General features: G+C 35.5%; 15 protein-coding genes and 1 pseudogene. 15 read left to right on the plus strand and 1 reads right to left on the minus strand.

Translation table 11 applies throughout. The features are described 5' to 3' along the window. Nucleotides 1–28: 28 nt before the first annotated feature. Nucleotides 29–3,556 (plus strand): hypothetical protein, encoded by a 3,528-nt coding sequence (locus KBP46_RS23060; RefSeq protein ID WP_216444292.1) that lies wholly within the window; start codon nt 29–31, stop codon nt 3,554–3,556. Between the two features lie 114 nt (nt 3,557–3,670). Further along, nucleotides 3,671–4,576, plus strand: coding sequence for a hypothetical protein (locus tag KBP46_RS23065; protein ID WP_216444293.1), 906 nt, complete (start codon nt 3,671–3,673; stop codon nt 4,574–4,576). A 75-nt stretch (nt 4,577–4,651) separates the two neighbouring features. Here KBP46_RS23065 and KBP46_RS23070 read toward each other — a convergent pair whose 3' ends face one another. Further along, nucleotides 4,652–5,314: a S24 family peptidase gene (locus tag KBP46_RS23070; RefSeq protein ID WP_047378128.1), complete on the minus strand. Its 663-nt coding sequence runs from the start codon at nt 5,312–5,314 to the stop codon at nt 4,652–4,654. Between the two features lie 767 nt (nt 5,315–6,081). On the opposite strand from KBP46_RS23070, the gene KBP46_RS23075 reads away from it, so the two are divergent. The 13 genes and pseudogenes from KBP46_RS23075 (at nt 6,082) to KBP46_RS23130 (ending at nt 25,481) form a co-directional block, all read left to right on the plus strand. Further along, complete coding sequence (locus KBP46_RS23075; protein ID WP_156106583.1) at nt 6,082–6,240, plus strand: hypothetical protein; 159 nt, start codon at nt 6,082–6,084, stop codon at nt 6,238–6,240. Nucleotides 6,241–6,847: 607 nt separating this feature from the next. Beyond that, a complete protein-coding gene (locus KBP46_RS23080; protein WP_216444294.1) occupies nt 6,848–7,225 on the plus strand; it encodes a hypothetical protein in 378 nt (125 codons plus the stop codon). Nucleotides 7,226–7,530: 305 nt separating this feature from the next. Beyond that, nucleotides 7,531–11,832 (plus strand): hypothetical protein, encoded by a 4,302-nt coding sequence (locus KBP46_RS23085; protein WP_216444295.1) that lies wholly within the window; start codon nt 7,531–7,533, stop codon nt 11,830–11,832. A gap of 47 nt (nt 11,833–11,879) precedes the next feature. Beyond that, on the plus strand, nt 11,880–12,347 hold the full coding sequence (locus tag KBP46_RS23090; protein ID WP_120231693.1) for a hypothetical protein: 468 nt from the start codon (nt 11,880–11,882) through the stop codon (nt 12,345–12,347). 460 nt (nt 12,348–12,807) lie between these two features. Then, nucleotides 12,808–13,103, plus strand: a pseudogene (locus KBP46_RS24185) (5-fold beta-flower protein). A 349-nt stretch (nt 13,104–13,452) separates the two neighbouring features. Beyond that, nucleotides 13,453–14,310: a hypothetical protein gene (locus KBP46_RS23095; RefSeq protein ID WP_216444296.1), complete on the plus strand. Its 858-nt coding sequence runs from the start codon at nt 13,453–13,455 to the stop codon at nt 14,308–14,310. Nucleotides 14,311–14,647: 337 nt separating this feature from the next. Then, nucleotides 14,648–15,511, plus strand: a complete 864-nt coding sequence (locus KBP46_RS23100) for a hypothetical protein (protein ID WP_216444297.1) — start codon at nt 14,648–14,650, stop codon at nt 15,509–15,511. Between the two features lie 612 nt (nt 15,512–16,123). After that, nucleotides 16,124–17,440 carry an ATP-binding protein gene (locus KBP46_RS23105; RefSeq protein WP_216444298.1) on the plus strand — a complete coding sequence of 439 codons (1,317 nt, stop codon included), beginning with the start codon at nt 16,124–16,126 and terminating at the stop codon, nt 17,438–17,440. A 76-nt stretch (nt 17,441–17,516) separates the two neighbouring features. After that, nucleotides 17,517–18,086, plus strand: a complete 570-nt coding sequence (locus tag KBP46_RS23110; RefSeq protein WP_216444299.1) for a hypothetical protein — start codon at nt 17,517–17,519, stop codon at nt 18,084–18,086. Then, complete coding sequence (locus KBP46_RS23115) at nt 18,083–18,523, plus strand: lysozyme (RefSeq protein WP_120231686.1); 441 nt, start codon at nt 18,083–18,085, stop codon at nt 18,521–18,523. Before KBP46_RS23110 ends, KBP46_RS23115 begins: the two co-directional genes overlap by 4 nt. Nucleotides 18,524–18,848: 325 nt before the next feature. Continuing rightward, nucleotides 18,849–19,691 carry a hypothetical protein gene (locus KBP46_RS23120; RefSeq protein WP_120231685.1) on the plus strand — a complete coding sequence of 281 codons (843 nt, stop codon included), beginning with the start codon at nt 18,849–18,851 and terminating at the stop codon, nt 19,689–19,691. A gap of 13 nt (nt 19,692–19,704) precedes the next feature. Further along, nucleotides 19,705–20,724: a hypothetical protein gene (locus KBP46_RS23125; RefSeq protein WP_062671693.1), complete on the plus strand. Its 1,020-nt coding sequence runs from the start codon at nt 19,705–19,707 to the stop codon at nt 20,722–20,724. Further along, the gene (locus KBP46_RS23130; protein ID WP_216444300.1) at nt 20,724–25,481 is read left to right on the plus strand and encodes a hypothetical protein; all 4,758 of its coding nucleotides are present in this window, start codon (nt 20,724–20,726) and stop codon (nt 25,479–25,481) included. Before KBP46_RS23125 ends, KBP46_RS23130 begins: the two co-directional genes overlap by 1 nt. Nucleotides 25,482–25,686: the final 205 nt, after the last annotated feature.

Raw genomic sequence — 25,686 nt, forward strand, 5'->3', positions numbered from 1 at the left:
CTTAATAAATCATTAAAAATGAACAATAATGAAGAATCAATTAAGTAATATAGCAGTCCAATACCGTAAATTCAGTAAAGGGCAGTATATAGAAGATCCTGATCAGTTCAATGAGTTCCTGGATTTTTTCGAAGATCAGGACCGTTTGTCCAGAGTATTGCTGCAGGGAGTGGGTATTGTATGCGGTCTCAAACCGAAACTTATTTATAAAAACAGGCTGCTCAGCAGCATACAGCTTTCTCAGGGAGTAGCACTTACCACCGACGGAGATTTATTAACCCTGAACAATACGAGTAAGAAGAGTGAAGATCTGTACATGAGTGATCTGAAAACGGTTGATCTGGCAAATAAAGACTTCACCCATTTTAAAATATATGATAATTTTAAAATAAAATACCCGTCATTTTACGAGGGAAGCGAGCAGATTGAACTATGGGAATTGGCAACAGCTCAGGAAGCAATATCAGATTTTCAACCTATTAATAGTCTTACAAATTTAGAAGACAAATACCTGCTGCTGTATTTGGAAGACTATGAAAAAGAAATTAAACCTTGTAGAGGAGTTGATTGTGATAACCATGGAATACAACAAATTAGAAACCTTAAAGTATTAGTTACTACAGCAAGTGGGATCAATCATATTCTTGGAGAAGATGGTTTTACGCTACCTGACCCCATAACAGGTGAGGTTCAACTGAAAAGAAAAGATCGTCTTCAGCCTCATCCTTTGTTTATCGAAGATATCATGGAGCCGGTGAAACAAAACCGGGTTATTTTAGAACAGTTTGTTTCAGAAAAAAAGTTGAGCGCTTCTGATTTAAAGAATATATATATCAAAGCTCTGGATAAAACAGATTTTGGGAAGATGGTTTTTGATAGAATGGATGCAATCGGTAAAATAGTAGGGATTTCAACCGCCAACCATGATACATTTAAAGCATCATTTACCAGAATTTTTAATCAGGATTCAGGGTTTCAGTATGCTTATGATGTCGTAAAGGATTTAATGGATACCTATTCTGAAATTATAGAATTGCTTCCCAAAGCATTCACCAAATGTCTTCCGGATTTTGTTTCTTTTCCTAAACACATCATGCTTGGGAAATTACAATCAGATCTCCAATTGGATTTCTCAAGACACCAGTTTTATAACTCGCCTGCTTTGGATGATGATAAAGCAACCCAAAAAGTTAAAACCCTGATTAATCGCTTTAATCAGCAAGTAGGATATTTTAATCCTGATAATATTATTAGAAATAAGGAAAAGGTAAAAATTACTCCATCACAAAAATTAAATCCTCTGAGTAATAAAGCAATTCCTTTTTATTACACGGTTACAGAAGATTTCTTAAAAGCATGGAACTTTGATAAAACAAGCAATAGGTCTTCTGACAGCAATCTAACATTTGATACGGATTGGGTGTTAATAGGAAAATCCGAACAGGAAAATCCTTTACATCTCAACATAGATAACTATTCGTTTTATAATATAGAAGGTCATCAGGGAATGGATTATCAGGTTGCTTTTGAACAGATAAAAGAAATCAAGGATAAGCTGCAGCTGGGATTTGATATTATGCTCTTGTCTTTGGAAGAATTAAAAGGAAATAAAGACCTGTCAAAAGCATATTTCAATGAATACGTAGAAAAGAATTCGGGATTGGAACATAAGCGGGGAGTAAAAAGTGGAGGTACTTTTATCCTGGTTTATGATTCCATAAAAAATCCAAAAGTTATTGCAGACTTTTCACTTCCATACATCTGTTGTACTCCAAAAGCGATTGTCAAATTAAGTTTGCCAACTTCTGTTATCTGTGCTGAATCCAATCCTGTACCTTTTACAGTATCCCCAATGAATGGTGTTGTGAAAGCAAATATCAGTAATGGTGTGAAATTTATCAATGGACAATATGTCTTTGATCCGAAGGCTGTGGAAGAACAGTTCTATGATCAGCAAATTACCTTTACTGTCAATGGAAAACCTACTGATTGCAGCATTAAAGTGATTTCGGAACCGGATATAAAAGTAGAAGTTGTTCAACCTGTTATTTATCCTGGAGGAGATTCAACCGCAACAATAGTAAACTTTAAAGTTTCCGGAGCAAACTTTGCCGACTATGCATACAGCTGGGATTTCCTGGGGACTGATGTTTGGACCCCTGTCAATCCGGATAAAAATGGATATCTGAGTTATAAGTATTACAATCTGGATCCTTCAAGGATTCCAACAGTAAGAGTGAAGGTGATTGGTAATGGCTGTACCCAGGCGGTAGCTGTAAATTTACCACTGACCAAAGAGTGTCCTGTGATTTCAAATATTAAATATTCCGTTGTTGATAATGGTGATGGTACCCAGACATTCACATTTGATTGGGATTTACCTAAAGATCTGACTGGAGTAACAGGCTTGAATATTTATGATTCAAATGACCAGGAAAATGGATGGCATTATGAATCCGGATCATACAATCCGCGAAGATCAATCAAATTGCCTTTAGGTAAATACGATATTAGATTCGGATTGGTGGGTTCATGTAGAGAAGCGGGAGACACTGTGAATCTTCCGGGATTTGATGATATTGGAATTGAAAAAGATCAGAATAATCACCCACCTGCTGCATTGATCAGATGGAAGGATAATTCAGGAGTTGAGGACAGGTTATGCAGACAGTCGGTTTGTAGTTTTACTATAGACGTTTATGCAACGGATCAGGATGAAGATATTGCAACTATTCAGATTTTTAAAAGTACTGATAATGGAGCTTCATGGAGCTTGTTTATTGGTAATCTTACTGGAACTTCATTTACAGATACCATCAACAGAGCTGGTACACAATTGTATAAAGCAATTGTTACAGATAGAAAGAACAATACAACAACTTCAAATATTCTGTCTTATAAAAAAGAAAATAACCTACCTGTTGTGTCGATCAAATGGACTGATACAGACGGAATTGAAGACAGGGTATGTACACAGTCTGCTTGTAGTTACACAGTTAGTGTAAATGCAAGTGATCCTGATGGTGATATTACCAATATTCAGATTCATAAAAGCACCAATAACGGGGCTACATGGAATGTGTTTATTGGCAATCTTACGGGGACTACATTTACAGATTCTATAAGCGGGGTTGGTACAAATCTATATAAAGCGGTTGTAGTAGATGGAGAAAATAATTCAGTGACTTCAAACATTCTTTCCTATAAAAATGAATATCGTCCAACGGTTGTGATCAATAGCATTAGCTTTCCTAATAAAAATTGCTGTATTGTTGAGCTGCCCACTATTTTAGCCAGTGCCGGTGGTAATCAGAATATTCTTTTGTCTAATTTACGTTTTAGAGAATTGGGACTGAAAGGATGGGGTAGAGGAGCAGATGTGCTTCTGTATTTCTGGAGCAAATTAGAAGGTCCGGATGTAATCCTTGAAAATGTTAATGAACCGACTCTTACCATCAAAGATTTACAGGTTGGGAAATATAAATTCCAGCTTTTAGTCAAAGATGCTAATAGTGATGCATTTGAAGTTGATGTAGCAGAGATAAGAGTGGATTAAGGAACATATTCTTTGTGCTATATCTGATATAAAGGGGTGTTTTTTTATTTTTTGGAATAATTACAACATCCCTTACATACTAGAAAAATAAATAACAACAATAAACATAATATAATGGAAAAATGTGATGTTTCATTTAAAATACAATATCAATCTTCCGAGACAATAACAGAGGCTTCTGTGAAATACAATTATCCACCGGGATCCGCAAATGTAGAAACCGTTGATATAAGGAATGCAGTGCTTCAGGATAGTAATTCAATAAAACTGCCTGGTATTCAGGAGGTAGGTACGTACAATCTGGATGTTGAACTGGGAGTAAATGGAGTTGTGGCTAAAAGCAATGCTACATTGAGCGTTGGAGGGTGCAGCGCTTCCTGTGAAACTCCTAAGGTTCTTGATGTAAAAGTACTGGAGGATGGGCAGCTGGTAATGAACTATGTGGTTTTTAATACCAGCAATCTTGCGGCATTGGAATACCAGATAGCGAAAGATCCTGCTTTTAAAGATGAGGATATTATTTATTCAAAGGTAGGCTTTAGTGATGTAAATTATACCCAATTTGAAAATATTGACATGAGAAATGGAAATATTCCAGATAAAACTCCTTTATACATAAGAATAAGAAAATATTGCAGACCCAATGGAATTTCGGAATGGTCGGATTTCGCGAAATTTGACTCCGGAATATGGGGAGTAGAAGCTTACTGCTTGTCTGGGGTAGATGATCGGAACCGGGATTCTCTTTGTTTCGGAACATCTCCTGCCTGGAAAATGAAAGTAACTTTAAGTCCCTTTAGACCAGGTATAGGAAGCTTGATCTACCTGACTAATGGTATGCTCGCAATACCTGATAATATAAGAGAGTTTGAGCAAAATGCACCTGAGAATTTCAAAAAAAGCGGAATAAGATGGATACGATTTCTAAGGTCTGATTCAGAATTTAACCCAGGTTTAATTTATTGGGTAGATCCGCAATCAGCTGAAATACAGAGAATCGATGAAGAGCAGTGTTATTAGAATATCTTACACTATAATGATCTGAAATGCCCCAATAAAATCCTCAAGAAATTGAGGATTTTATTTCCCGGGCAGTTATCTTCTGTTGTTTTTACGTCTTGTACTTATAATATTGAAAAGTTTCGCAACATCCTTCAAATGGATCTCGAAATCTTCATAATACTCATTCAGAGAATGAAGGGTAATAATCCCTCTCTCCACATCATGGTTAATGATTCGCTTTACCAAAATCCCTTTCTCTTTGTGAACGATTACAAAATCCCACTTGTCATAATGGAGTTTACTCATCCAGTAATCCTGTCTGATGTTTCTGCATAAGATAATATCACCTTCCAGATAGCTTTCGTATGATCCGTTATCCATACTGTCTCCTTTTACTTCAAAACACATGTATTCACCTCGGTGCTCTACATCGTCTGTAAAAGGAATTGTGGGTAAGCTTTCTATATATTCCTCATCAGCAAAATTACTCAGATAGCCAGCTTGTGCGTATTGATTCGCCAATGGAACGTGCATGATTTTTAAATCTGAAAAAACAACCGGAGACGCACTGTCATCATTAAGTTCCTGTTGTTTTAACAGTAAATTGGTAACAAAGTAAGCCGTAGTTTCCGGTATTTTTCGTTCGCCTTTTTCCCAATATTGCACGGCTCTGGTGCCCACTCCTATAGATTTTGCTATATCAGCCTGCTTCATGTTTAGTTTCTTTCTGATTTCTTTGAATTCTAAATAGTTCATTTTGATATGTTTATAGTTATTTGTAAAAAAAAATGAATAATTTGTTCGTTTTTGTTTTGAAAAACGAACAATGTTCGTATATTTGTTTCGTCGTTAAGATGGAACAGTACAAATGTACAAAATTATATTTAAAATTTAATTTTTTTTAATATTTTAAAATATTGCTTTTTGTATTTAATTAAATGTAAATAAATAAGTTAAGTGTTTGTTTTTTATGTGTGGTATTTAAAATAAAGATATTTTATCTTTTTGTTTTATCTCGAGCTAGTAGGGATAGAGAAAATTTTAAATACTCTATAAGGTGCAAAAAGTGCGTTTTATTGTATGCTTTTATTCGTTTTTTGTTCGTTTTTAATTTGTTCCATTAATGATAAAAATGCGTTTATTTTTGATAGATATCTGAATAAAGCAATCATTTTGCTCTTTGTTTTTTCCTAAAAATAAAAAAACAAGCCCAACATGTAGAATAATACTCTGCTCAACATATAAAATATCGATTAATTATAGTTGTCAGTAAAGTTGCTAATACATTCTTAGAGGGCAAATGAAATTTAAAATAAAGAAGTCAGGGTAAGATTTTTATTGAGAAATACCTGGTACCGGCTTCTAAAAAAACAAAAATTAATTGAATTAGACATCTTTTTAGAAGGCGGAACGTTCGTCTTTAGGGATTCTTATGACTTATTGAAACGGTCAACAGGCAAGAGAAGAAAGCCTGTCTGATTAAAAAAAAACTTTTTAACCAAAAAAACTTTTAACCATAGAATATGAAACGTAGTAAAGAATTAGTCGAAAAAAGAAAAGATTTTGTCATTGATTATGTAAAACGTAATCAGGATAAACAGATGAAAGTGATTGTTAACGAGCTGATGGAAATGTTGTTCCTGTCTGAGAGAACAATATATAACATCATTCTTCAGCCATAGTATAAGGTCGCGGAAGAAAGCTCAGTCCTTACCATTTAATATTGTAATGTGAATATCAGTAAGATAATGTTTGTAGATAGTGTGTATTCATAATTCATTTCTTGAAATTATTCATTCTAAAAAGATAAAAAAGGATTCAAAGCTATTGCTAAATCCTCAACAGCCTCATCCATCAGATTAAAAGGCTGCTCTGATGTCTTTCTCAAATTTAAATTATAGGTAAAATATTAAGGTGAAAAACGGTTTTTGCTTTGTTGTTCTGTTTTTTTAATTGAAACATGAATTGTAAAAGTAAACCGTTTGGCCTTAGTGTATTGAAGGAGAAATCTATTTTAAAAAACTAAAAAAGCAATTATTCATTTAACAAAATTCTAGTAACCATGAAAAAAAGGAAAAGAAAAAAAAGAAAAAAGATAAGGAAAAACTGAAGAAACCAGGTAGAGATATCAATGATATTATTGACGAGTTAGCATATGCGGATGAGAGCGAAAATATCATGAAAATCAGAAAGTTTTTAGATGATATGTATATCCTTTCTCAGGAATAACTAAACATCTGAAAATGGTTTGAAAATTAAACATTTTAATAAATAATAGAGAAGAAAAGAATGAATCTGGATAGTATAAAAGCCCTTTTAATCGGAACTGCAATAGCATTTTCAGGAGGATTACTGAGGGTACTGGTCTCCATACAAAATAAAGAGAAAAAACAACCATGGGAACATTTTATCACATTGGTAATCGTAGTCATCGTAGGCTTTACAATGAGCTACTTAATGAACAGAGCTGAGCTGCATGACAAATGGTATTCAACAGGGATATTATTTGTGCTTGGCTACGGTTATGATAAATTCCTGAAAATGATCACTACAAACCTTCCCAACTGGATTGATAAAGCAGTGAATCTTTTTATTGAAAACCGATATGGAGTGAAAACCGACAGACAGTCTGACGAGGAACAAGAAAAGAAAGATGAGATGAAATAATAAAAGATTTTCAGACAGTCTTTACCGTAATAACAAAATCAATCACTCTGTAGGAGATATTATCCTGAAAAAGAGTGGATTTAAAACTTAAAAACCTGAAAATTTAAAAGCAAGAGAACAAACAAGGAAATGGTTCAGTGTTGCCTGTTTCTCAAAGTCAAATACCATTTCTATTTACTTACATTCTTAAAGAATCTACCGCACCCGGTATGATTTTTCCAACCCGGCAGGCACCCTATAAGGCACAATATTTTAGTTGTGCCTATAGGTCTTTTAAAATAATATGAAATTAAAAAACTAAGTCAATGAAAGCAGCAAAACCTGTAGAAAAAGACAATAAGGCCCATAAAAACCAGAGCAAAAAGCAAAAGCCGAAAAATCCGGTAGTTGTACCTCTGTCCGAGGTAGATGTGGTCAGTATTCAAACCCAGAAATCCGGAAATAAAGGCATTACTACCAGATCAGGAAACCCTAATGACAGCCTGCTCAACCTCAATGGTACTATTGCAGGGGTTCATGATTCACGAAATATTTATGGGCAGGGAGCAGAAAAAAATTATGGAAAACTCCAGGAGAGTCTGGCGAAAACCGGAGATATCAATCATCCTGACACCAGGAAAATTGAAAAAGGCTATATGTCTACTTTGAATGACAATCAAATACAAGATTATCATAAACTCAAATCGGGAACCTATCTGCCCAAAACAGTACAAGAACAAGCTGTAGTTTATCAGGAAAGCAAGAGCAATCAGGAAGCAAAAGCGGATACAAAGACGACAGGAAAAGCCGTTTCCAGGAAACCGGAAGTGGCTGTTGTAGAAAAACCTCAGTCTGTCATTGCAGATAAAACGTTGGAAGCTGATACTGAAACTAAGACTTCAGCAAATGCTACGGATAATCCCGGATTTATAGAATTGAGCGGACGGATCAGTGCTACAGCTCAGGTGCAGAAACGCCACGAACCTGCAAAAAAATCATCTGAAGATGCACAGGCAGCAGCACCATCACCAGCCAACGAACGTCAGAGTATGGCGCAAGCCAGCCAGGTGAACACCATGGATGAACAAAAACCAGGGCTGTTCAAGAAAGAAGATTTTAAAGCTTTACTGAGTGAAAAAATACATAACATCAGGCTTCCGAAAAATGAAGAGCAGGCAGATGAGTTTGAGAAACACAACAATATACAGGAAGTTAATCAAAAGGCAGTAGGCGATGTTAAAAAAGAGAAGAATCTGGCATCTAATGATATTGCTTCTGCAACAGCTGCACAACCTGATACCGCTGCACAGCCTGTTCGTGCCGTTGCAAAAATGCCAGCACAACATATAGGTAATGCTCCGGGAATACCCAATGTAGCGAAAGCGATGCCAGTGAAAAGAAATGCAGAAAGCGTAGAACAGCCTATTAAGGAGCAAACAGCAAGCATCGACAGTGAAATGAAAGCTAATGGAGTCACCGATACGATGTTGGCAAAATCTAATGAGCCTACGTTTACAGATGCTTTGGCACAAAAGAATAAAGCCAAAACCCAAAGTGCTGCAGCAACTCAACAGTTCAGAACCAACGAAAATAAAGAGCTGTCTAAAACCCGTAATGAAGCCCAAACACAGGCGGCACATCACATTAGTGGCATGCATGGTGCAAGAAAAGGCGGATTAGGTAATGTACAAGGTGAACAAAAGCAAACCTCAGGCAAAGACAGTCAAAAACGAAAAGAAATTGCCGATCACATTAATACTATTTATCATACTTCTAAAACCGATGTGGATGGTATTTTAAATAATCTGGATAAGTCGGTGGCCGAAAAATTTGATAATGGCAGCAGAGAAGCTAAAAAAGCATTTGAAGCCCATGTCGATAAAGAAATGAAGGCTTATAAAAAGAAGCGTTATGGAGATGCCTATGCAAAATACGGAGCTTTAGTTGCCGCTGGGAAATGGTTGTGGGACAAAGCTACAGGACTACCTAAAGAAGTCAATAAATTTTTTGACAGTGGTAAGGACCTGTACATTAAAGTCATGGATAAGTTTATTGACCAAATTGCAACCCATGTTACCACTCAGCTTAATGCAGCCAAAACCAGAATTGCTAAAGGCAAAAAAGAGGTACAGACTTATGTCAACAGCTTATCACCAAGTTTAAGAAAAATTGGAAAAGATGCTATTGCAGAGATCCAAAGCAAATTCAATGCATTGGAAGACAGTGTAAACAGTAAAAAGGATGCATTAATTGATGTATTGGCTAAAAAATACGCAGACAATATAACCAGTATTGATGCCAGAATTTCAGACTTAAAAACACAAAATAGTGGATGGGTTAATCAGGCTCTTGAGGTACTTAAAACCAGCGTGTTTGCTATTATTATTGAAATTAAAAATACGCTTACCAATTTATTATCCGGGGTTATCAGTGCTATTCAGGCGATCATCATGGATCCGATAGGGTTTTTCAAAAATCTTATTGCCGGAGTTTCACAAGGGTTTACCAATTTCGGGAACAATATCTGGACCCACCTTAAAACTGGCTTCTTTGGATGGTTAACCGGAGCGATGAAAGGTATTTCTATCACGATGCCGGAAGATGTATTCTCATTAAAAGGAATTTTCTCCATTACCACGCAGGTGCTTGGCCTAACATGGAGCGGCATTAGAGCCATCGGTTCTAAAGTGATAGGAGAACCTGTAATGAAAGTTCTTGAAACAAGCTTTGAAATGGTACAGATTGTTCGTAAAGAAGGTGTTGCCGGACTTTGGGAGCATTTGAAAGATCAGTTTGCAGACCTTAAAGCTACGGTAATGGATGCTATTATGGACATTATCCAGACACAGGTAATTCAAGCGGGTATTAAATGGGTGATGGGATTATTGACTCCTGTAGGAGCATTTATAAAAGCAGCAATGGCGATTATAGATGTTGTGAAATTCTTTATCCAGCGGGCTGCACAAATTATGGAACTGGTAAAAGCCTTTACCGATAGTATAAAAGCAATTGCCAGTGGAAATGTAGGTGCCGTAGCTAAATCGATAGAAAATGCATTAGGAAGAGCTGTTCCTGTACTGATTGGCTTTTTGGCTTCATTACTGGGAATTGGCGGTTTAGCAGATAAAGTTGTTGGAGTAATACGTAAAATACGTGAGCGTATTGTGAAAGCGATTACTAAGTTCTGGACTTTTGTGAAAATAAAAGGAGGTAAACTGTTAAACAAACTGGGCATTGGTAAGAAAGGAAAAGATGGCGAAAAGGATAAGAAAGGGATGACCAAAAATGATAAAAAACTTGAAGATAGTGAAGTTGGAGAAACCATTTATTTTTCTGCTGAGGGAGAGAATCATAGACTCTGGATTAGTACAAAAGGTAATAATGTTGAAGTAATGGTAGCGAGTACGCCTATGAGTGTAGGTGACAGACTAAAGAAATGGGAGGATGAGCTTCATAATTTACCAAAAGAAGAACAAGTAAAAGCTAAAACTCTATTGTCTCAGGCTAAAGGTCAATATCTTGAAACCCATAAAGGTGCAAAAGAAACAGATAAAGCATTGGATAAAGCTAAAATACAAGGCGCATCAAGCGATGAAATTAAAAGAGCAGAAAAATTAGATAATAATGTAGAGAATAAAGAAGAGCAACTTTCTAATACGCTACAGCAATTATTTAATATATTTGGAGAAGGCAATGCACTGAATTATAGCATACAAAAAGTTGCTTTTATCAAAAACGAAGAGTTCGTGAAAAATGAAGAGGCAAACTTAAAAGAAGGCAAATATCCGGAAAGAGTAAGAGAACAAATGCTAGAGTTTATTAAGCATATACCAGGGTTAAGAAAAGGTGGAAATACTAAATTAAGAAGAGAGATGGTATCTAGTGAGTCAACAGCAATTCGTAAATGGGAGATCGCACAAGGAGCAATATATTCTCCATTTGTAGAAGAATACCATGAGGCATTACAAGAGATGCGAAAAGAGCTAGATGGACAAGAATATATTATAACTACAGAAACAGGTGGGTCCTTTTTGGGAGATGCTGTAACTAAAGGTACATCTATCAAAAATGAAAAAATAGAAAAAATGCCAAGAGATAGAGTAACAGGTAAAACTCATAATACTCAGCAACCTGAAGATATAGTAAAGTATGTAAAAGAAGCGATGCAAGGAAGAGAAAATCAATCTGTTATATTTACTATTGTAGAACCAGTATTTTCCGGTAGTGCTTTAGGCTCATTAATAAGAAAAGCTACAGGGGAATTATTATCTACTTATCCTAATGTTTATTTTAAATTTGTAACCATGCAAGAAACTTTAGGATTTGATAAAGATGAGGCACATAAAAAGATAGAAGCAAGTAAAGGAAAAATGAGAAGGGCAGCTAAAATTACAGAAGCACAAGCTAATAGAGTACAAGTACATTATGCGCAAACTACTTACGTATTAGGAGAAGATGTACCTACACACACCGATTATAGAGCTAAAGATCCTGTAATCGTTTTTAATGCTACTGATAAAGTAATGACAGTATATCAAATAAAGCCATCTGATCACACTACTACTAGAGACATTGTAATTGCTATAGGGAATGGTGAATTTAAAGGCAAACTCAAAGATGTTTTATAAGAATATAGTATATTGAACTTAACAATTTTAACAATAAAAATAATAATATGGCAATAGGTATAATACAAGTAGATTTACATAATCCTAGATCAGGATCTTATTATGATGAAATACAAGAATTAGTTAATAAATATTTGTCGGGAGATCATTCTTTAGAAACAGTTAATGCATTGATCGTAGAACTTATAGACGATGAACTTATGTTTTTTGCAGAAGAAGAGTTTCCTTATGCAGAATTATCTAGATGTAAATATAGTGTAATTTCTCAAGATACTTTTATTAAGTTGCAACAAAACAAAATGTTACCTTCTAAGTTAGAATACTCTTCAGATATGTATGGGAATTTTAAATATGAAAATAATGAGTTTATACATCCAGAAGGAGAAAAGAATTATTTATATTTAAATATGCCATGTATGGTTTTTTTTCAAAATAACATAGTTACATTTTTTATTCTTTATGAATATGGAGATAAATTTGTTTCTTATTCTTTAAGTTATGATGATTTAAAATAAGAAAATCTTGATAAAAAAGGTATTTGAAATGGACAATATACCTAGTAAATAAAAGTATTAATATCAAAGACTTCGCATATATATCCTAGTTTTGCGGAGTCTTTTTAATTTAGCAAAGTTTATACTGTGATAAAAATCAATGCTTTATGATGGGAATTGTAATTATATGTGGAATGTAAAAGCTTATTTTTATTGTAGCTTTTTATAATTTTTCAGGGAAATTCAATTTCATTATATTTTTATCTAAGTGAATTGGAAAACTTGGTATCTTGTAAAAAAATATAAAAGCTTGGATTATATGTAATCCCAATTAATAATAAGGAATTAATAACCATTAAAATCTTCAAACCATGAAAAAATACTATTCTTTTGTTCCCTTCTCTTCGGTCTTTCTGTAGGTGCCCAAACTATAGAATCCGGAAGCCACAGCACCACTGGTTATATCAAAAGTGATGGGACCATAGAAAACAGCAGTCATTCCACTGTGGGATACATTAAAAATGATGGGACTATCGAAAATAAAAGTCGAAGCACTATTGGGTACATCAAAAGTGACGGAACTATTGAAAATAAGAGCCGTTCTACGGTAGGGTATGTAAAAAAGATGGTACTGTAGAAAACAGCAGTCATTCCACCATTGGCTACATCAAAGATGATGGAACGGTTGAAAACAGCAGCCATAGTACGATTGGTTATGCGAGAGGAGTTAAAAAAGAGTGGGCGGCGGTAGTATATTTCTTCTTTAAGCTGGATTAATCATCAACTCTGCGAAAAAAATTAACGTTAAGCATAGAAGCTAAAATGGCTCGGATTATAAGATCCGGGCCTTTTTTATTCCTGAAAAGTAGAGGGTACTGCAACTACAGAATAGCGGGGCCAAAAAACTTTCACAGGAACAAAAAAAGTATGAATTTTGGGCAATGAAACATAAGAAGTCATCATCCTGCTTCTTATAACAAAACGGTGCTGTAACTACAGCGTAACGAGACTAAAACCCTTTTCCAGGGATAAAAAAGGATGAGTTCAGAACTTTAAAACATAACATAAATTATCATTGAAACCAAAGTGTAATAATGCCCGGAAGCATAAATTATAAAGAAGTATTATGGAGGAAAATAAACTAACAACCAGAGACCAGTTAAAAAACTATTTTGAAACAGGAAAATATCCCACACAAAGCCAGTTTGAAAATCTGATAGATTCCTTAAGACTTAGAGAAGATGTTCTTACCAAAAGAGAACTGGCCATTTTTGCCAATAGTTTGGCAGCTATTGATAACTCATACGTTAATTTTTCAACAAATAATGTCGGAAATCTAAAATTTTCAATCGTGGTAAGCACCAATGATGAACCGGATCAGGTGATCTCATCTGCTGATTTCAAAAGCTTTTTAGACAAACGTTATTTTGTAGGGAGTGCACCTTATACGATAAAAGTAAAAGAAATCTTTGAAGGTGATTTGAAGGAAACGGAATATTATAGTTTGGCGTATCAATTAGATCAAACCTACACTGTTTACAGATTTTTCGGGAATAATCTGAAGACAATCCCCGTTGGATTTGACTTTGGAGAGCTGGAAGGTATTGGGTTACCTATACAACTTTCGAAAGGAGGTTTTGGAAGAAAAATAAACATTTTAAACACCAGTGTTAAGTTCGTTAATAAAACTGAAGTGCCTATCCAGTATAGAATAGAAAGCGCGGGATGGAATAATCGATATAGAGCTGAAGATACAGTTACGGATCATTATGACCTGGAAGATTCTTTGAGTTTCTATTATAGAGCAGACCTTACAAAAGCCAGTCAATCCATTAAATGTGAAATCTTTAATGCTGAAAATGACACCCTTTTGGCCACCGGTTATTTACCAGCAGGGCAAAACCAGGTTTCTTTGAATGGCGGTCAGGTTAATGGAGTCAGAAATGTAAGAATCGAATGCAGCTATTCTGAAAATGTAAAATAGTAAAAGCTAAAAGAGGAGTTCTGATTCATCCCGGTGATTTGGGGAAGGAGGCTATTGCATCCGAGATGTTCAACGCTCTGGGTCTTTAAAAAAAACACTTACTGCAACTACAGAACAGAACATTCAAAAAACTTTCCCGGAAAGAGAAAAAAGATGAACTTCGGTTTCGAAATTAAGTAATCCAGCATCCGATTATTAAAACCAAAGGATACAGCAGAATGGAGAAACTTTTAAATTTTTACAGGAATAACAAAAGGATGAATCCCGAATTTTAAAAACATAAAAAAATAATCATTGAATCCAAAGGCAATTAAATTGTAAAGAATAATAAAATATAATGGAAGAAAATAAATTAACCCCAAGAGAAGAATTAAAAACCTATTTCGAAACAGGTAAACATCCAACGCAAGGTCAATTTTCGGAATTGATAGATTCCTTAAGGCATAAGAATGATGTCCTGACAAAAAGAGAATTGGTAGCTTTTGTTAACCGTATGGCATATATTGATAATGCATTTGTTTACTATTCTGCAAACAACATCGGAGACTTAGAAGTACAGGTTGTAGTCACTTCACAGGATGAAGAAGATCAGGTGATCATTATTAGAGATTCCACCAAAGTAGGTACAATAAGACAATTCTTATTGGGCAGTGCACCTTATACTATTGCAATAGAAAAAACAACAGGAGGTGGTGATTTAAAAGGAACCGAATATTATAGTTTTGGCTATCAATTAGGTAATAACTATTACGTTCGTAGATTATTTGGGAACAATCTGCCTGCAATTCCTGATGGATTCGACTTTGGAGAACTGAAGAACTATAATGTCCCCATAGATATTCATAAAGAAGATATTCAACAAAAAGTAAATGTTGTCAATACAAACATTACGTTTATTAATAAAACTGAAATACCTATCCAATATAGAGCATATTCGCAATACTGGGGAGATAAATACAAAACTGAAGATTCTGTTACCGAACATTATGATATATGGGATTTCCTGTATCTCTATTATAATGCAGACCTTCAGGAAATCAATCAATCCATACAATGTAACGTGTATGATGTGGATGATGATAGACTTTTAACAACTGGAATCTTAAACGCCGGGCAAAGTCAGGAGAGTTGGTGGGGCGGTCAGGTAGAAAAAGTCAGAAATGTAAGAATCGAATGTAGTTATTCTATTAATGAAAAATAGTCTGGCTGGGATTGCTTGACAGCAATCAGTAGTACAAATTATTCATACTTCTGAAGTTACAGTACTGCTATAAACCATCATTTGATTTAAAAAAAAATTAAGAGTTACTGCAATTACAGTACAGATAGGGCAGAAAACTTTTATAAGAACAAAAAAGGGATTAATTTTGAACTGTACACAACAACATAGTAATTGCTATTATGTAATACAACAAGCCGCATCCTATCCCTATAAAATATATTAAGATCATAAGGCGGCAGAGAAGTAATCCATTACATTCTCATTACTAAAAATACCACCTCAATCGGAGAGACTTTCACTGGCACACCTTTTAGCATCTGAAGTTCCGGAATTTTTTAATGTATAAGCATTAGGCAGAATGGCAGGTCTTCGGATCTCTTCTTCTCTTTTAAATGCAGATTTATTCTTTAAAAAGAAGGGTTCCAATGAAGGAACTACTTTCCAAAAACAGCAGTGTGTCAACTGTAGAGAGATACTCGAATGTGAGCAACTTTCCGGTTGAGGTTTCTTGAAATCAACGACAGGATCAGTGGAAGCATCTTAAAAGTGAAATGGATGCAGACCACAGGATCTTAAAAAAGATAAAAACCAATGGAGTCAGAACAATTACAAAAATTATTTACTCATTTAGAAAAGATTATTACATGGCGTATCAATAATCCTTCAGAGGATTTTAATGTAGGAGCTCCTGAATTTAATACTAATAACCATGAAAATTTTCAATTAGGTGATTATATTTCAGAGAAAGAGCTTGCCCATCAGGAAGTTGTGATTCTTTTAATGGCTTTATTGCCACGATTGGATCCCGCATTTCTGAAACGCATTTATCTGGAGTTTCCGGGGAGTGCACTGTTTGACTTCTGTTCAACCAACGATAGCGGCAGGCTCTTTTATCCTACAATTCAGGCAGTCCAGTACGTTTTGGGAGGGGATAGTATTTCAGAAAGATTAAAATCACTGGATTATTTCGGCCCGGATTCAGTTTTGAATCAGGAAGAGATCATTGTTTTTTCAGGTTCAGCCCATGAACATGCATCAATGAGCAGTCAGATTAATATTCATGAAGAAGCTTTTAAAAAGATCATGTTTGGCTTGGAATTATTACCAAAAATGAGCAATGAGTTTCCTGCAGAACAAATACTCACCCATCGATCATGGACAGATTTGATTCTTCCTCAAACTACTTTACAGGAGCTTAAAAGTATTGAAGCCTGGTACAATAGCAGCCGGACTTTGATGGAAGATTGGAATATGCAGACCAAACTTAAACCAGGGTTCAGAGTGTTGTTTCATGGAGAACCGGGAACAGGAAAAACTCTTGCGGCCAGCCTTTTAGGGAAATATACTCAACGGCCTGTTTTCAGAGTGGATGTTTCTATGCTGGTCTCAAAATACATCGGAGAAACAGAAAAACAATTAGCTAAACTATTCAACAAAGCAGAAAATAAAAACTGGATTTTATTTTTTGATGAAGCAGATGCTATTTTCGGAAAACGAACCTCTGTAAAAGATGCCCATGACAAATATGCCAATCAGGAAGTTTCTTATTTGCTGCAACGCATAGAAACATTTTCAGGGCTTATTATTCTGGCCTCCAACTTTAAAAATAATATGGATAAAGCCTTTACGCGACGCTTTCATAGCTGCATACAATTTAATAATCCAAAGCATGAAGAGCGTCTGCGTATCTGGCAGCAAAATTTACCCGAACAATTACAACTTGAAGATATTGATCTGGAGCAAATTGCTCAACGATATGAGTTAACCGGTTCAAATATTATGAATATCATACAGGATGTGAGTTTAAAAACAATTGCGTTAAAAGAACCTGGTTTCAAAGTAAGCTTAGACATGTTGCTGGATAGCATCAAAAAAGAATACGTAAAAGAAGATAAAATCTTTATGTAAGAATTTGAATATCATTTGGATTTTCTGGGATTGAAGAATTCAAGATAAGCCTTTTCAATTTTTAAAACTAAAACTCATGAAAACAAAAATTCTGTTATTGCTCATATTGAGCAGTCTCATGTTGGGCTGCCGGAGTAAACACAAAATTACAGCCACTTATAAAGAAAATACAAAAAAAACAGAAGAAATAAAAGCTGATTCTTTAATCCTTCAAAGCTCACAGTCAGCTCACAGTATATCGGATGAGGTGTCGCTGAAGGAAGAGAGAAATGAAATATCCGGAGAGCTATTGATTAAAGGAAAATCGGATGCATCTAATCCCTTTGTTTTCCATAATGTAGTGGGACGTGATACGCTTCAACGTATTTCTATTGTGGGAAATGCAGAATATTCCATCAGCAGCTCTTACGCAAAGGGCAACCATGAAAAATCAGAGCTTAGAAAAGAAGAAACTACTCATGTTATCCAGGATTTAATCCAGAAAACAAGTTTAAAAGAAACAGTCAAAGAAGTGGCTGCAAAAGTCTCTGAAGAAACCAGGAAAATTCAAACAGATGGATTGGAGATCCTGGCCTGGATTTTCATTACGATTATTGGAATCACTTTAATACTCATCTTTTTCACCTACAAATATTTTAAAACATGAAAACATCACAAAAGGGAATCAATCTGATTGTATCATTTGAAGGTTTCAGTTCAAAGCCTTATCTGGATTCTGCAGGAATTCCGACAATTGGATATGGCAACACGTACTATCCCGGAGGGAAAAAAGTAACCATGAAAGATCCTGCCATCACTAAAGAGAAAGGAATAGAGCTATTTTCATCAGTTTTACCAACTTATGAAAAAATCGTCAACAGTAAAATTAGACTGAATCTTACTCAGAATCAATTTGATGCTCTTGTTTCACACACTTACAATACCGGTGGATCAGACGGACTATTTTCTTTGATTAATAAAAAAGCAGAAGAGCAGGCAATCAGAAATTGGTTTACCACAAAATACATTACGGCTGCCGGAAAAACATTAAACGGACTCATCCGCAGAAGAAAGGCTGAAGCTGATCTGTTCTTTTCTAAATAAACGATTTCTACCTAATACTGGGAACTCTAAACCCTCTGTTATCATTGGAAATAAATCTCCAAATTCATGTGCAGCCTACTTTGTTCCGCCTTCAAACTGCTCATACAGTTCAGGTTTCAGGCAAAGATGTTATAGTATCATTGTAATATTTTGAGATCGCAAAGTGGAATCCGCTTCATTGATTCTTTCTGAGTGAATGCAATGTGGTATAGCATCATCTGCAGATATATGGACTTCTTCGCTCGCTTAAAATATCACACGATAGAAATCATCTTTAAGCCTTTCCCAATTAACAATTTTATCAAAACTAATTATCAATTATCAAATGAGTACACCATTACATACAATTTTAAGTTGGTTTGAAACTGGAGATTTTCCAACAGAAACCCAGTTTAAAGACACGTTTTTATCTTTTTATCACAAAGATGACTTAATCCCTGTGACAGGTATTGAAGGATTTGAAGAAATCTTTCAATTATTTGCCAGTGCGGAAGCATTTCAGGAACACTTAAAAGACCCAAAAGCTCATTCGGAATATCTGGCTTTATTGAATGCCGGTAATCTGACCTCGGCTCATGTTGACAGCTGGAAAAGCAAACTTGGAATAAGCAATGTTGCTACCATTGACAGTTCTGATCAATTGGGGAATGTGTACACTAAAATACAGGTAAATAGCTTTGTTGATGCACTGAAAGATGCTGATAAAGACTTAGCCCTGAAGATAGAAAATATTAGAAAGATCCTATTGTCTAATGATCTGTCTTTAGATGAACTTCAGGAAATAGTAAACTTCATTAAAAAAAACCGTGATGATATTGAAGCTTTAAAAGCTCTTCCTATCGGAGAATCAAGTGAAGATAAAGTAAAGCTGGTATTGGACTACGATTGGCTAAGCAGCCCGAAAAATCAACAGGAATTTAATAAGCAGATCTATGATAAGGTTTTGCTGATCTCTCAGACAGCTGAAAGTGCAGTAGTGCAGATTACCGGAAGTGCAGTATTTCCCAATACCCTTGAAACGGAAAATGTAATCATTCAGGCCCGGGATAGTGTTACCGGAAAAAAAATAAATATTGACGATTATGCAACCAATCAAACCATCGAGATCAAGATGCTGGGCGACCTTGCTAATCCTATAAACATTCTCATTTTAAAAGTTAAACCATAAAAAATAAAAAACTATGAATAACAATGCAGTAATCAGTAACAACGCAAATCAGGATAATTTTTTCGGGGAACTACAACGTACCCGTTTTCAACAATTTACTTCGTTTCCCAGTACGGATGGTGTTCCTGCAGGCTGGGTAATTGATTATAACGGCCAGTTGCATCAATGGAACGGAACCGAATGGATTAATTTGGCCGAAAATTATGTACATCCGGATTATCCGCTGACTAATAATCCATTTCAGACCAATCAGACAAGCGGGCTTCTATTGCTAAGTCAGATACTGACCAATAGTTCAGGGCATGTTATTAAAGTAGCAGGCCGAAATCTTACCAATGCAGATATTGTTTCTATTGTTGTGAATGACGCTATTCAGTCAGGTACCTTTACATGGTCATCCTATAAGATTAAAACTTATGTTGAAAACTTCATAGGACAAAGCCTTACAGGAGCACTGATCTATCAGCCGGGAGGTTATATTCCTTCTACTGTTGAAGGTTCAATGACGATGCCATCACCTGCTACAGCAGCTGTAATTAAAACAGGAATGGTATGGGTAATTACAGCCAATGGATGGGTGGGCAATGAACCTGTATCTGTGGGTGACCATCTTATTGCCAATACCGATGATGCTTACAATATCCCTAAAAATTATCAGATTATAGAAAAAGGTATTCCTGATATTGTAGACGCTACAGATTCGGTAAAAGGTCTGATCCAGATCGCTACAGATGTTGAAGCTATTGAGGGAGTCAATATTACTAAAGCAATGACTCCAAAATCTACAAAAGCTGTTTTGGATGCAAAAATTAAATCCCAAACATGGCACATCGGAGACGGATCGTCCGTTACTTTCCCCATCACCCATGGCTGGAATACCATCAATGTTGACTATATCTGTTATCGTAATGCTGATAATAGAAAAATAAATGTAAGCTGTACGGTTATATCAGAAAATGACGTACAAATAGATGTTTTGGCACCTCTTACCCCGAATGAATATAGAATTACTTTAACTGCTAGATTAGACTAATGATTGCTCCTGAATATTTTAACAATCATATCGCTGTAGAAGGCGAAATAATTGTGAAAAGTGTTCCAAACGATGCAGGTTCTGTAATGGTTTGGAATTCTGTAACGAAAAAAATTAGCACACGAACCCATGCGGAAATAGTTTCTGATTTAAATTTAGTAACAACCAATACATACCAGGATATACCGGTAAGAAAATCCTTTTCAGGAGCTACAGGTAATGCTTATAATGCAGTTGCTTTAGAAGTAAGAGGTAATGGTGTGTCTGATACAATTTACCCTGCAATTTCTTTTCATCAGCCGGGGCTTTACGCTGCTACACTGCAGTATAGGCCAAATGGGTATCACTTTATGAATATCAATGGCAATGCTTTTGATTACGTGAGATCGGCCGGGTATTATAAAGATGGATCAGATAATGAAAAATTTCTGACGGGAGGCGGTGGAGATTATGATTCCCGAAGAAAAGAAGACTCCTGGTATCATTCGGGAAGAAACTTCCCACAGGGTACCTTAATTGAAACTGATGTAGATTATTCTGTAGACTATGGAGATCAGTTTCTTTTAGAGATTAAAGGTAATATGTATGGCAATGATCAGCCTTTAGATTGTAAGATCCAGGGCTATATCTATAACGGTACCATTATTTCTCATAGCGGCTATTCTACATTATATTACTGGAATGGAATTACGGCCTTAAACTTAAATGGTAAACTTTGTTTTTGGTTTACCCAATTATCTTACTGGCAGGGGTTTGATGTCAAAGTAACGGTTGGATATGGAGGTTTAGACCAGGGGAATAACAGAGTTACTTCAGTGTCGGATCACCCGGATCCGGGAGGTACAAAAAGGGTTCAGATAAATCTTAAACATTTGCTCACTAAAGAAGAGTTAGTTTCTGGTAATACATTTTGGGAGAAGAAAGATACAGGTAGCTATTGGGCATTAGATTCAGATAAACCTATAGCGGGTTTAAACGGTAATAATTCTCAAGTTATTTTATCTGGTGGTTTATTGGCCTCTTCTTCTTATACCGACTCCCAGTTTATTCCTCCTTATGGTATCCATTCAAGAGGTTTTGTGCAAACAGATGAAGGATTTCAAAACAGGTTCTACAAAACCGATGAAAGAAATAGAATCTGGTCATTTGCTAATGCAGATGCTTATGGACTTTCTTATTATCAGGGAAGTGCCAATAGCTTGAATGAAGGTATTGGTTTCCATTTTGGAGATCCGGATCATCCTACCCATTATCTGGGACGCTCAGGTCAGATTTATTCTAAACAAGGTATTTATTCTACTTCATTTACTACAGGTAATAACCAGGTGTTAAATTATAGCGGTTCCTCCACATTATACATAGGAAACCCAACGATTAATACTATTATAGAATCTAATAACAATGATATAATACACTCTAAAAACGGAGTAAATGGAGTGGTTTGGGATGCTCATAATTTAAACCCGTCAACTTTTGTTAATACATCAACTTTAAATAATTATGTTCCTTATACTGGCGCATCACAGGATGTTAATCTTGGTACAAAGGATTTAGAATTTGAAGATGGGGGATCTATTAATAAAAGCCAAAATAAAGTAAGAATATTTAATAAAGTTTATCAGGGCTATTATGATGTTGGAGGACATACGGGTATTTTAGCGATTAAAATGCCACAAGCTTCACCGGAGCATGCAATGTTTAGTATTGATATTAATATTTATGGATATGAAAGCCAGTACTTAGGTAAAGTGAATGTCGCTTTCTATAAATATGTATCAGGAACTCTGGTTACTAATGGTTCAAAAGCGATATGGGAAGTAACAGATAATTTTCCTACCACTACTGCAAGGATTGGGATTGGGACTGATGGATATGTAAGTATTTTATTAGGAGAATCAGAGACTTTTTGGAATGGGTATTTCTCATTTGAAGTGGCTAGAGTGGAAGTTAAATACGGAAACTATTATCAGGATTGGAATCTGGGATGGTCTCATGCATTAGAACCTAATCTTGACTTATATCCTACCCATATCATTACTTTACCGTCTGATGTAGTCGCTACAAGAAGTTGGTTAACTAATTTTGCAGACAGCAGCTATATTCCAAAAGCAGTTCAGTTTAATGATAACTTCAATAGTCTTGGAGGGTATTCCAGTTCCGGAGTTTACAGAGCAAACAATAACGCAGGCGGAGTTCAGCATCTATATAGTCCTATGTTGCACATGGGTGCTCAGGACACTACAGCACAGTTGCAGATAAAATATAATGATACTAATGCAGATGCAGGAGAACTGGTGTATAGAAGTGGGCATAATGGAAATTGGACACTATGGAGAAAAGCCTGGGATAATGTAAATTTCAAACCGAGCGATTACCAGACGAGAAATACGGATGAAATTATATCGGCAGCAAAATCCTATTATAACAGAATACCTTTCAAACTAAAAAACAGTTCATATAAATCCTGGTCAATTCAGAAACCTACCAATAACAATTTGATATTGGCGCCCTCTGTTACCAATAATGCAGAAGATTGGGATTTAAATAATGGTATAACATTTACTGATGCCGGTCAGGTTTCCTCAAGAGGTTTCAATAAAGTTGGGTATAATGATAACTATATCTTAACAGCGGGTGGTGGCCAGAGATTAGCCTCAGATTTTGTGTCATCTTCAGATTTAGGAAACTATCTCAGAAAAGATGGTGGTACTATGACAGGTGCTTTCAATATAGAAACTCCAGCTATGTTAGGGAGATGGAAAAGTACAGCACAAACAGGGAATTATCTGACCTGGCAAAAGTATGATGGATCTAAAGATATAGCCTATATTGGAGCTGATGGAAATTCTGCCGTATGGAGTGGAGCAGGAGATAGCTTTGCAATGAGAGCTGTAAATGGTGGTGACTTATTATTAAGTTCAGATAGTGGTGCAGTTAAAATTCAGGGAGGCATTCCGTGGACTACGAACAATTTAAATCCCGGAGAATATCTTGCGAAAAGAGGGAACCATCAGGATGCAACTGCAGTAAAAACTGATTATCCTTTAAGTGTTACAGATTGGGCGACAGGTAACGGATTTCCATCTACTTATGGTAACTCTTTACACATAGCAGGAAATAATACATGGTATCACAGGATAGATTTTCCTTTATTCAGCAATCACTTAGAATATTGGCAGGCGATAAATACAACAACGATGACGAAAAAAGGGAATATTCCTTTACTGTCAGATGGAGAATCGCTTTGGACTAATAATAATTTTAACCCTGATACTAAAGTTAATTCTGCCGAAAATGCTCAAACATTAGGATTCTCAAATGGTTTATCAGCAGGTGCGCCTTACATATACCACAGAACAGATGGTTATGTATTTTTAGCAACGCATAATTGGACAAACAACAAGTTTGTTAATGTCGATGGCCAGCAGGATATTACCGGACTTAAAACTATTAAAGGTAGAGCAAAAAATACAGGCACAGGCTGGGGCAATACCAGTACATCAGCCGAATACTCTTTCTTAGTAGAAACTGAAAGTGGTTCAAATCCTGATAATCAATATACAGCATCCATTGGATTTTATTCTAATAGCGGTACACAAGCCGGTATATATGTACGAAGTAATGACGGAAATGGTACATCTATGGCTTTTGCAACAACCAATTCGTTTGCAGCAGGGCCTCAGATAGCGATGACCATTGATAATTATGGTGCCATTAATCATCTAAGATCAAGACCAACTTTTCAGGGAAATGTAATTTGGGATGCTGGTAATCTTACCCCTGCTATGATCAGTAATTGGAATGATAAGTTTAAAGAACTAAAATATGTTGCTAATTTAAATTTAGTTTCTGAATCTGGAATTTATAGACAGGAAGCCCCATCTTCAGGGTTTAATTATACAACTACTTTAAATCTGAACTCGGCTGATGGCAGACAACAGCTAACTATTGACAGAACAGGAAATGGGATGAAATTCAGAGGAAGTTATTCAGGCTCTGGAGACATAGGATGGCAGCCTTGGAGAACTGTTTGGAGTGACGCAGATTTCTCTCAGGGTAATATCAATAGCTGGAATTATATGTCTAATAACGGTGTTATTGTAAACCAGCAATTTACTAGTCATACAGGTAATGGATTAATGGTTGCTGATGAATATAATGGCGGAGAATCTGGTATATATAATGAACAGGATGGGTTCTATTTAACTGTATTGGAAGGTGAGTATTATAAATATTCAAGTAAATATAAGGGTTGGGAAGGTATTAACTTCCATAGAAAGAGCCATAATATTGGTATAGGTGCACCGGCTAATGATTCGCATAAAGTTAATATTGCCGGTCCAGTATATGTTGAGGGCTCTGTAAAGGCTACTGAAAACTTTAAATCAAAAGATGAAAAGCCTAATACTTTATTTATTCCTGACGGAAGTCTTTCCTACCTTGATGATGAGATTATCAATGAGGACTCTAGAATGAGATTGTCTCATGGAATGATTGAGCAGCAGCCAGGAATTCAGTATTATGATTCTGATAATAGAATGCTGGTCATCAGATGTATGTATGGTGAGCAATTTACATTAGGAAAAGTTTTCCGAGGTCAGAGAATACTCGTATTAAATGCCAGTGATAGTTATGGGCAGGGATTTGATATAAAAAGCGCAGGGTATTCATACAAAATACCACCGTATAGCTCTATTCAATTATTTGTTTGGGATGAAAAGACAGTTTATAAATATGCAGAAAATAAGATGTATTAAAACTTGAAAATTCAAAATAAGGAATATATAACCCATATAAAATGGTGTCACTTTTTTTAAGTGGCGCCATTTATATTTTATTATTAAAATGGAATGTTTAAACAGTAATTTTATCAGGGAGAAGTTCCTTAAGCATTACAATACTGTTAACTTGATCAATTATTCTTACGATACCTATGCTGATTCCATGATTTTCGGCGAAAAA

Origin of the sequence: Chryseobacterium sp. PCH239 (assembly GCF_018924625.1) — a bacterium.
Classification (GTDB): Bacteria; Bacteroidota; Bacteroidia; order Flavobacteriales; family Weeksellaceae; genus Chryseobacterium; species Chryseobacterium cucumeris.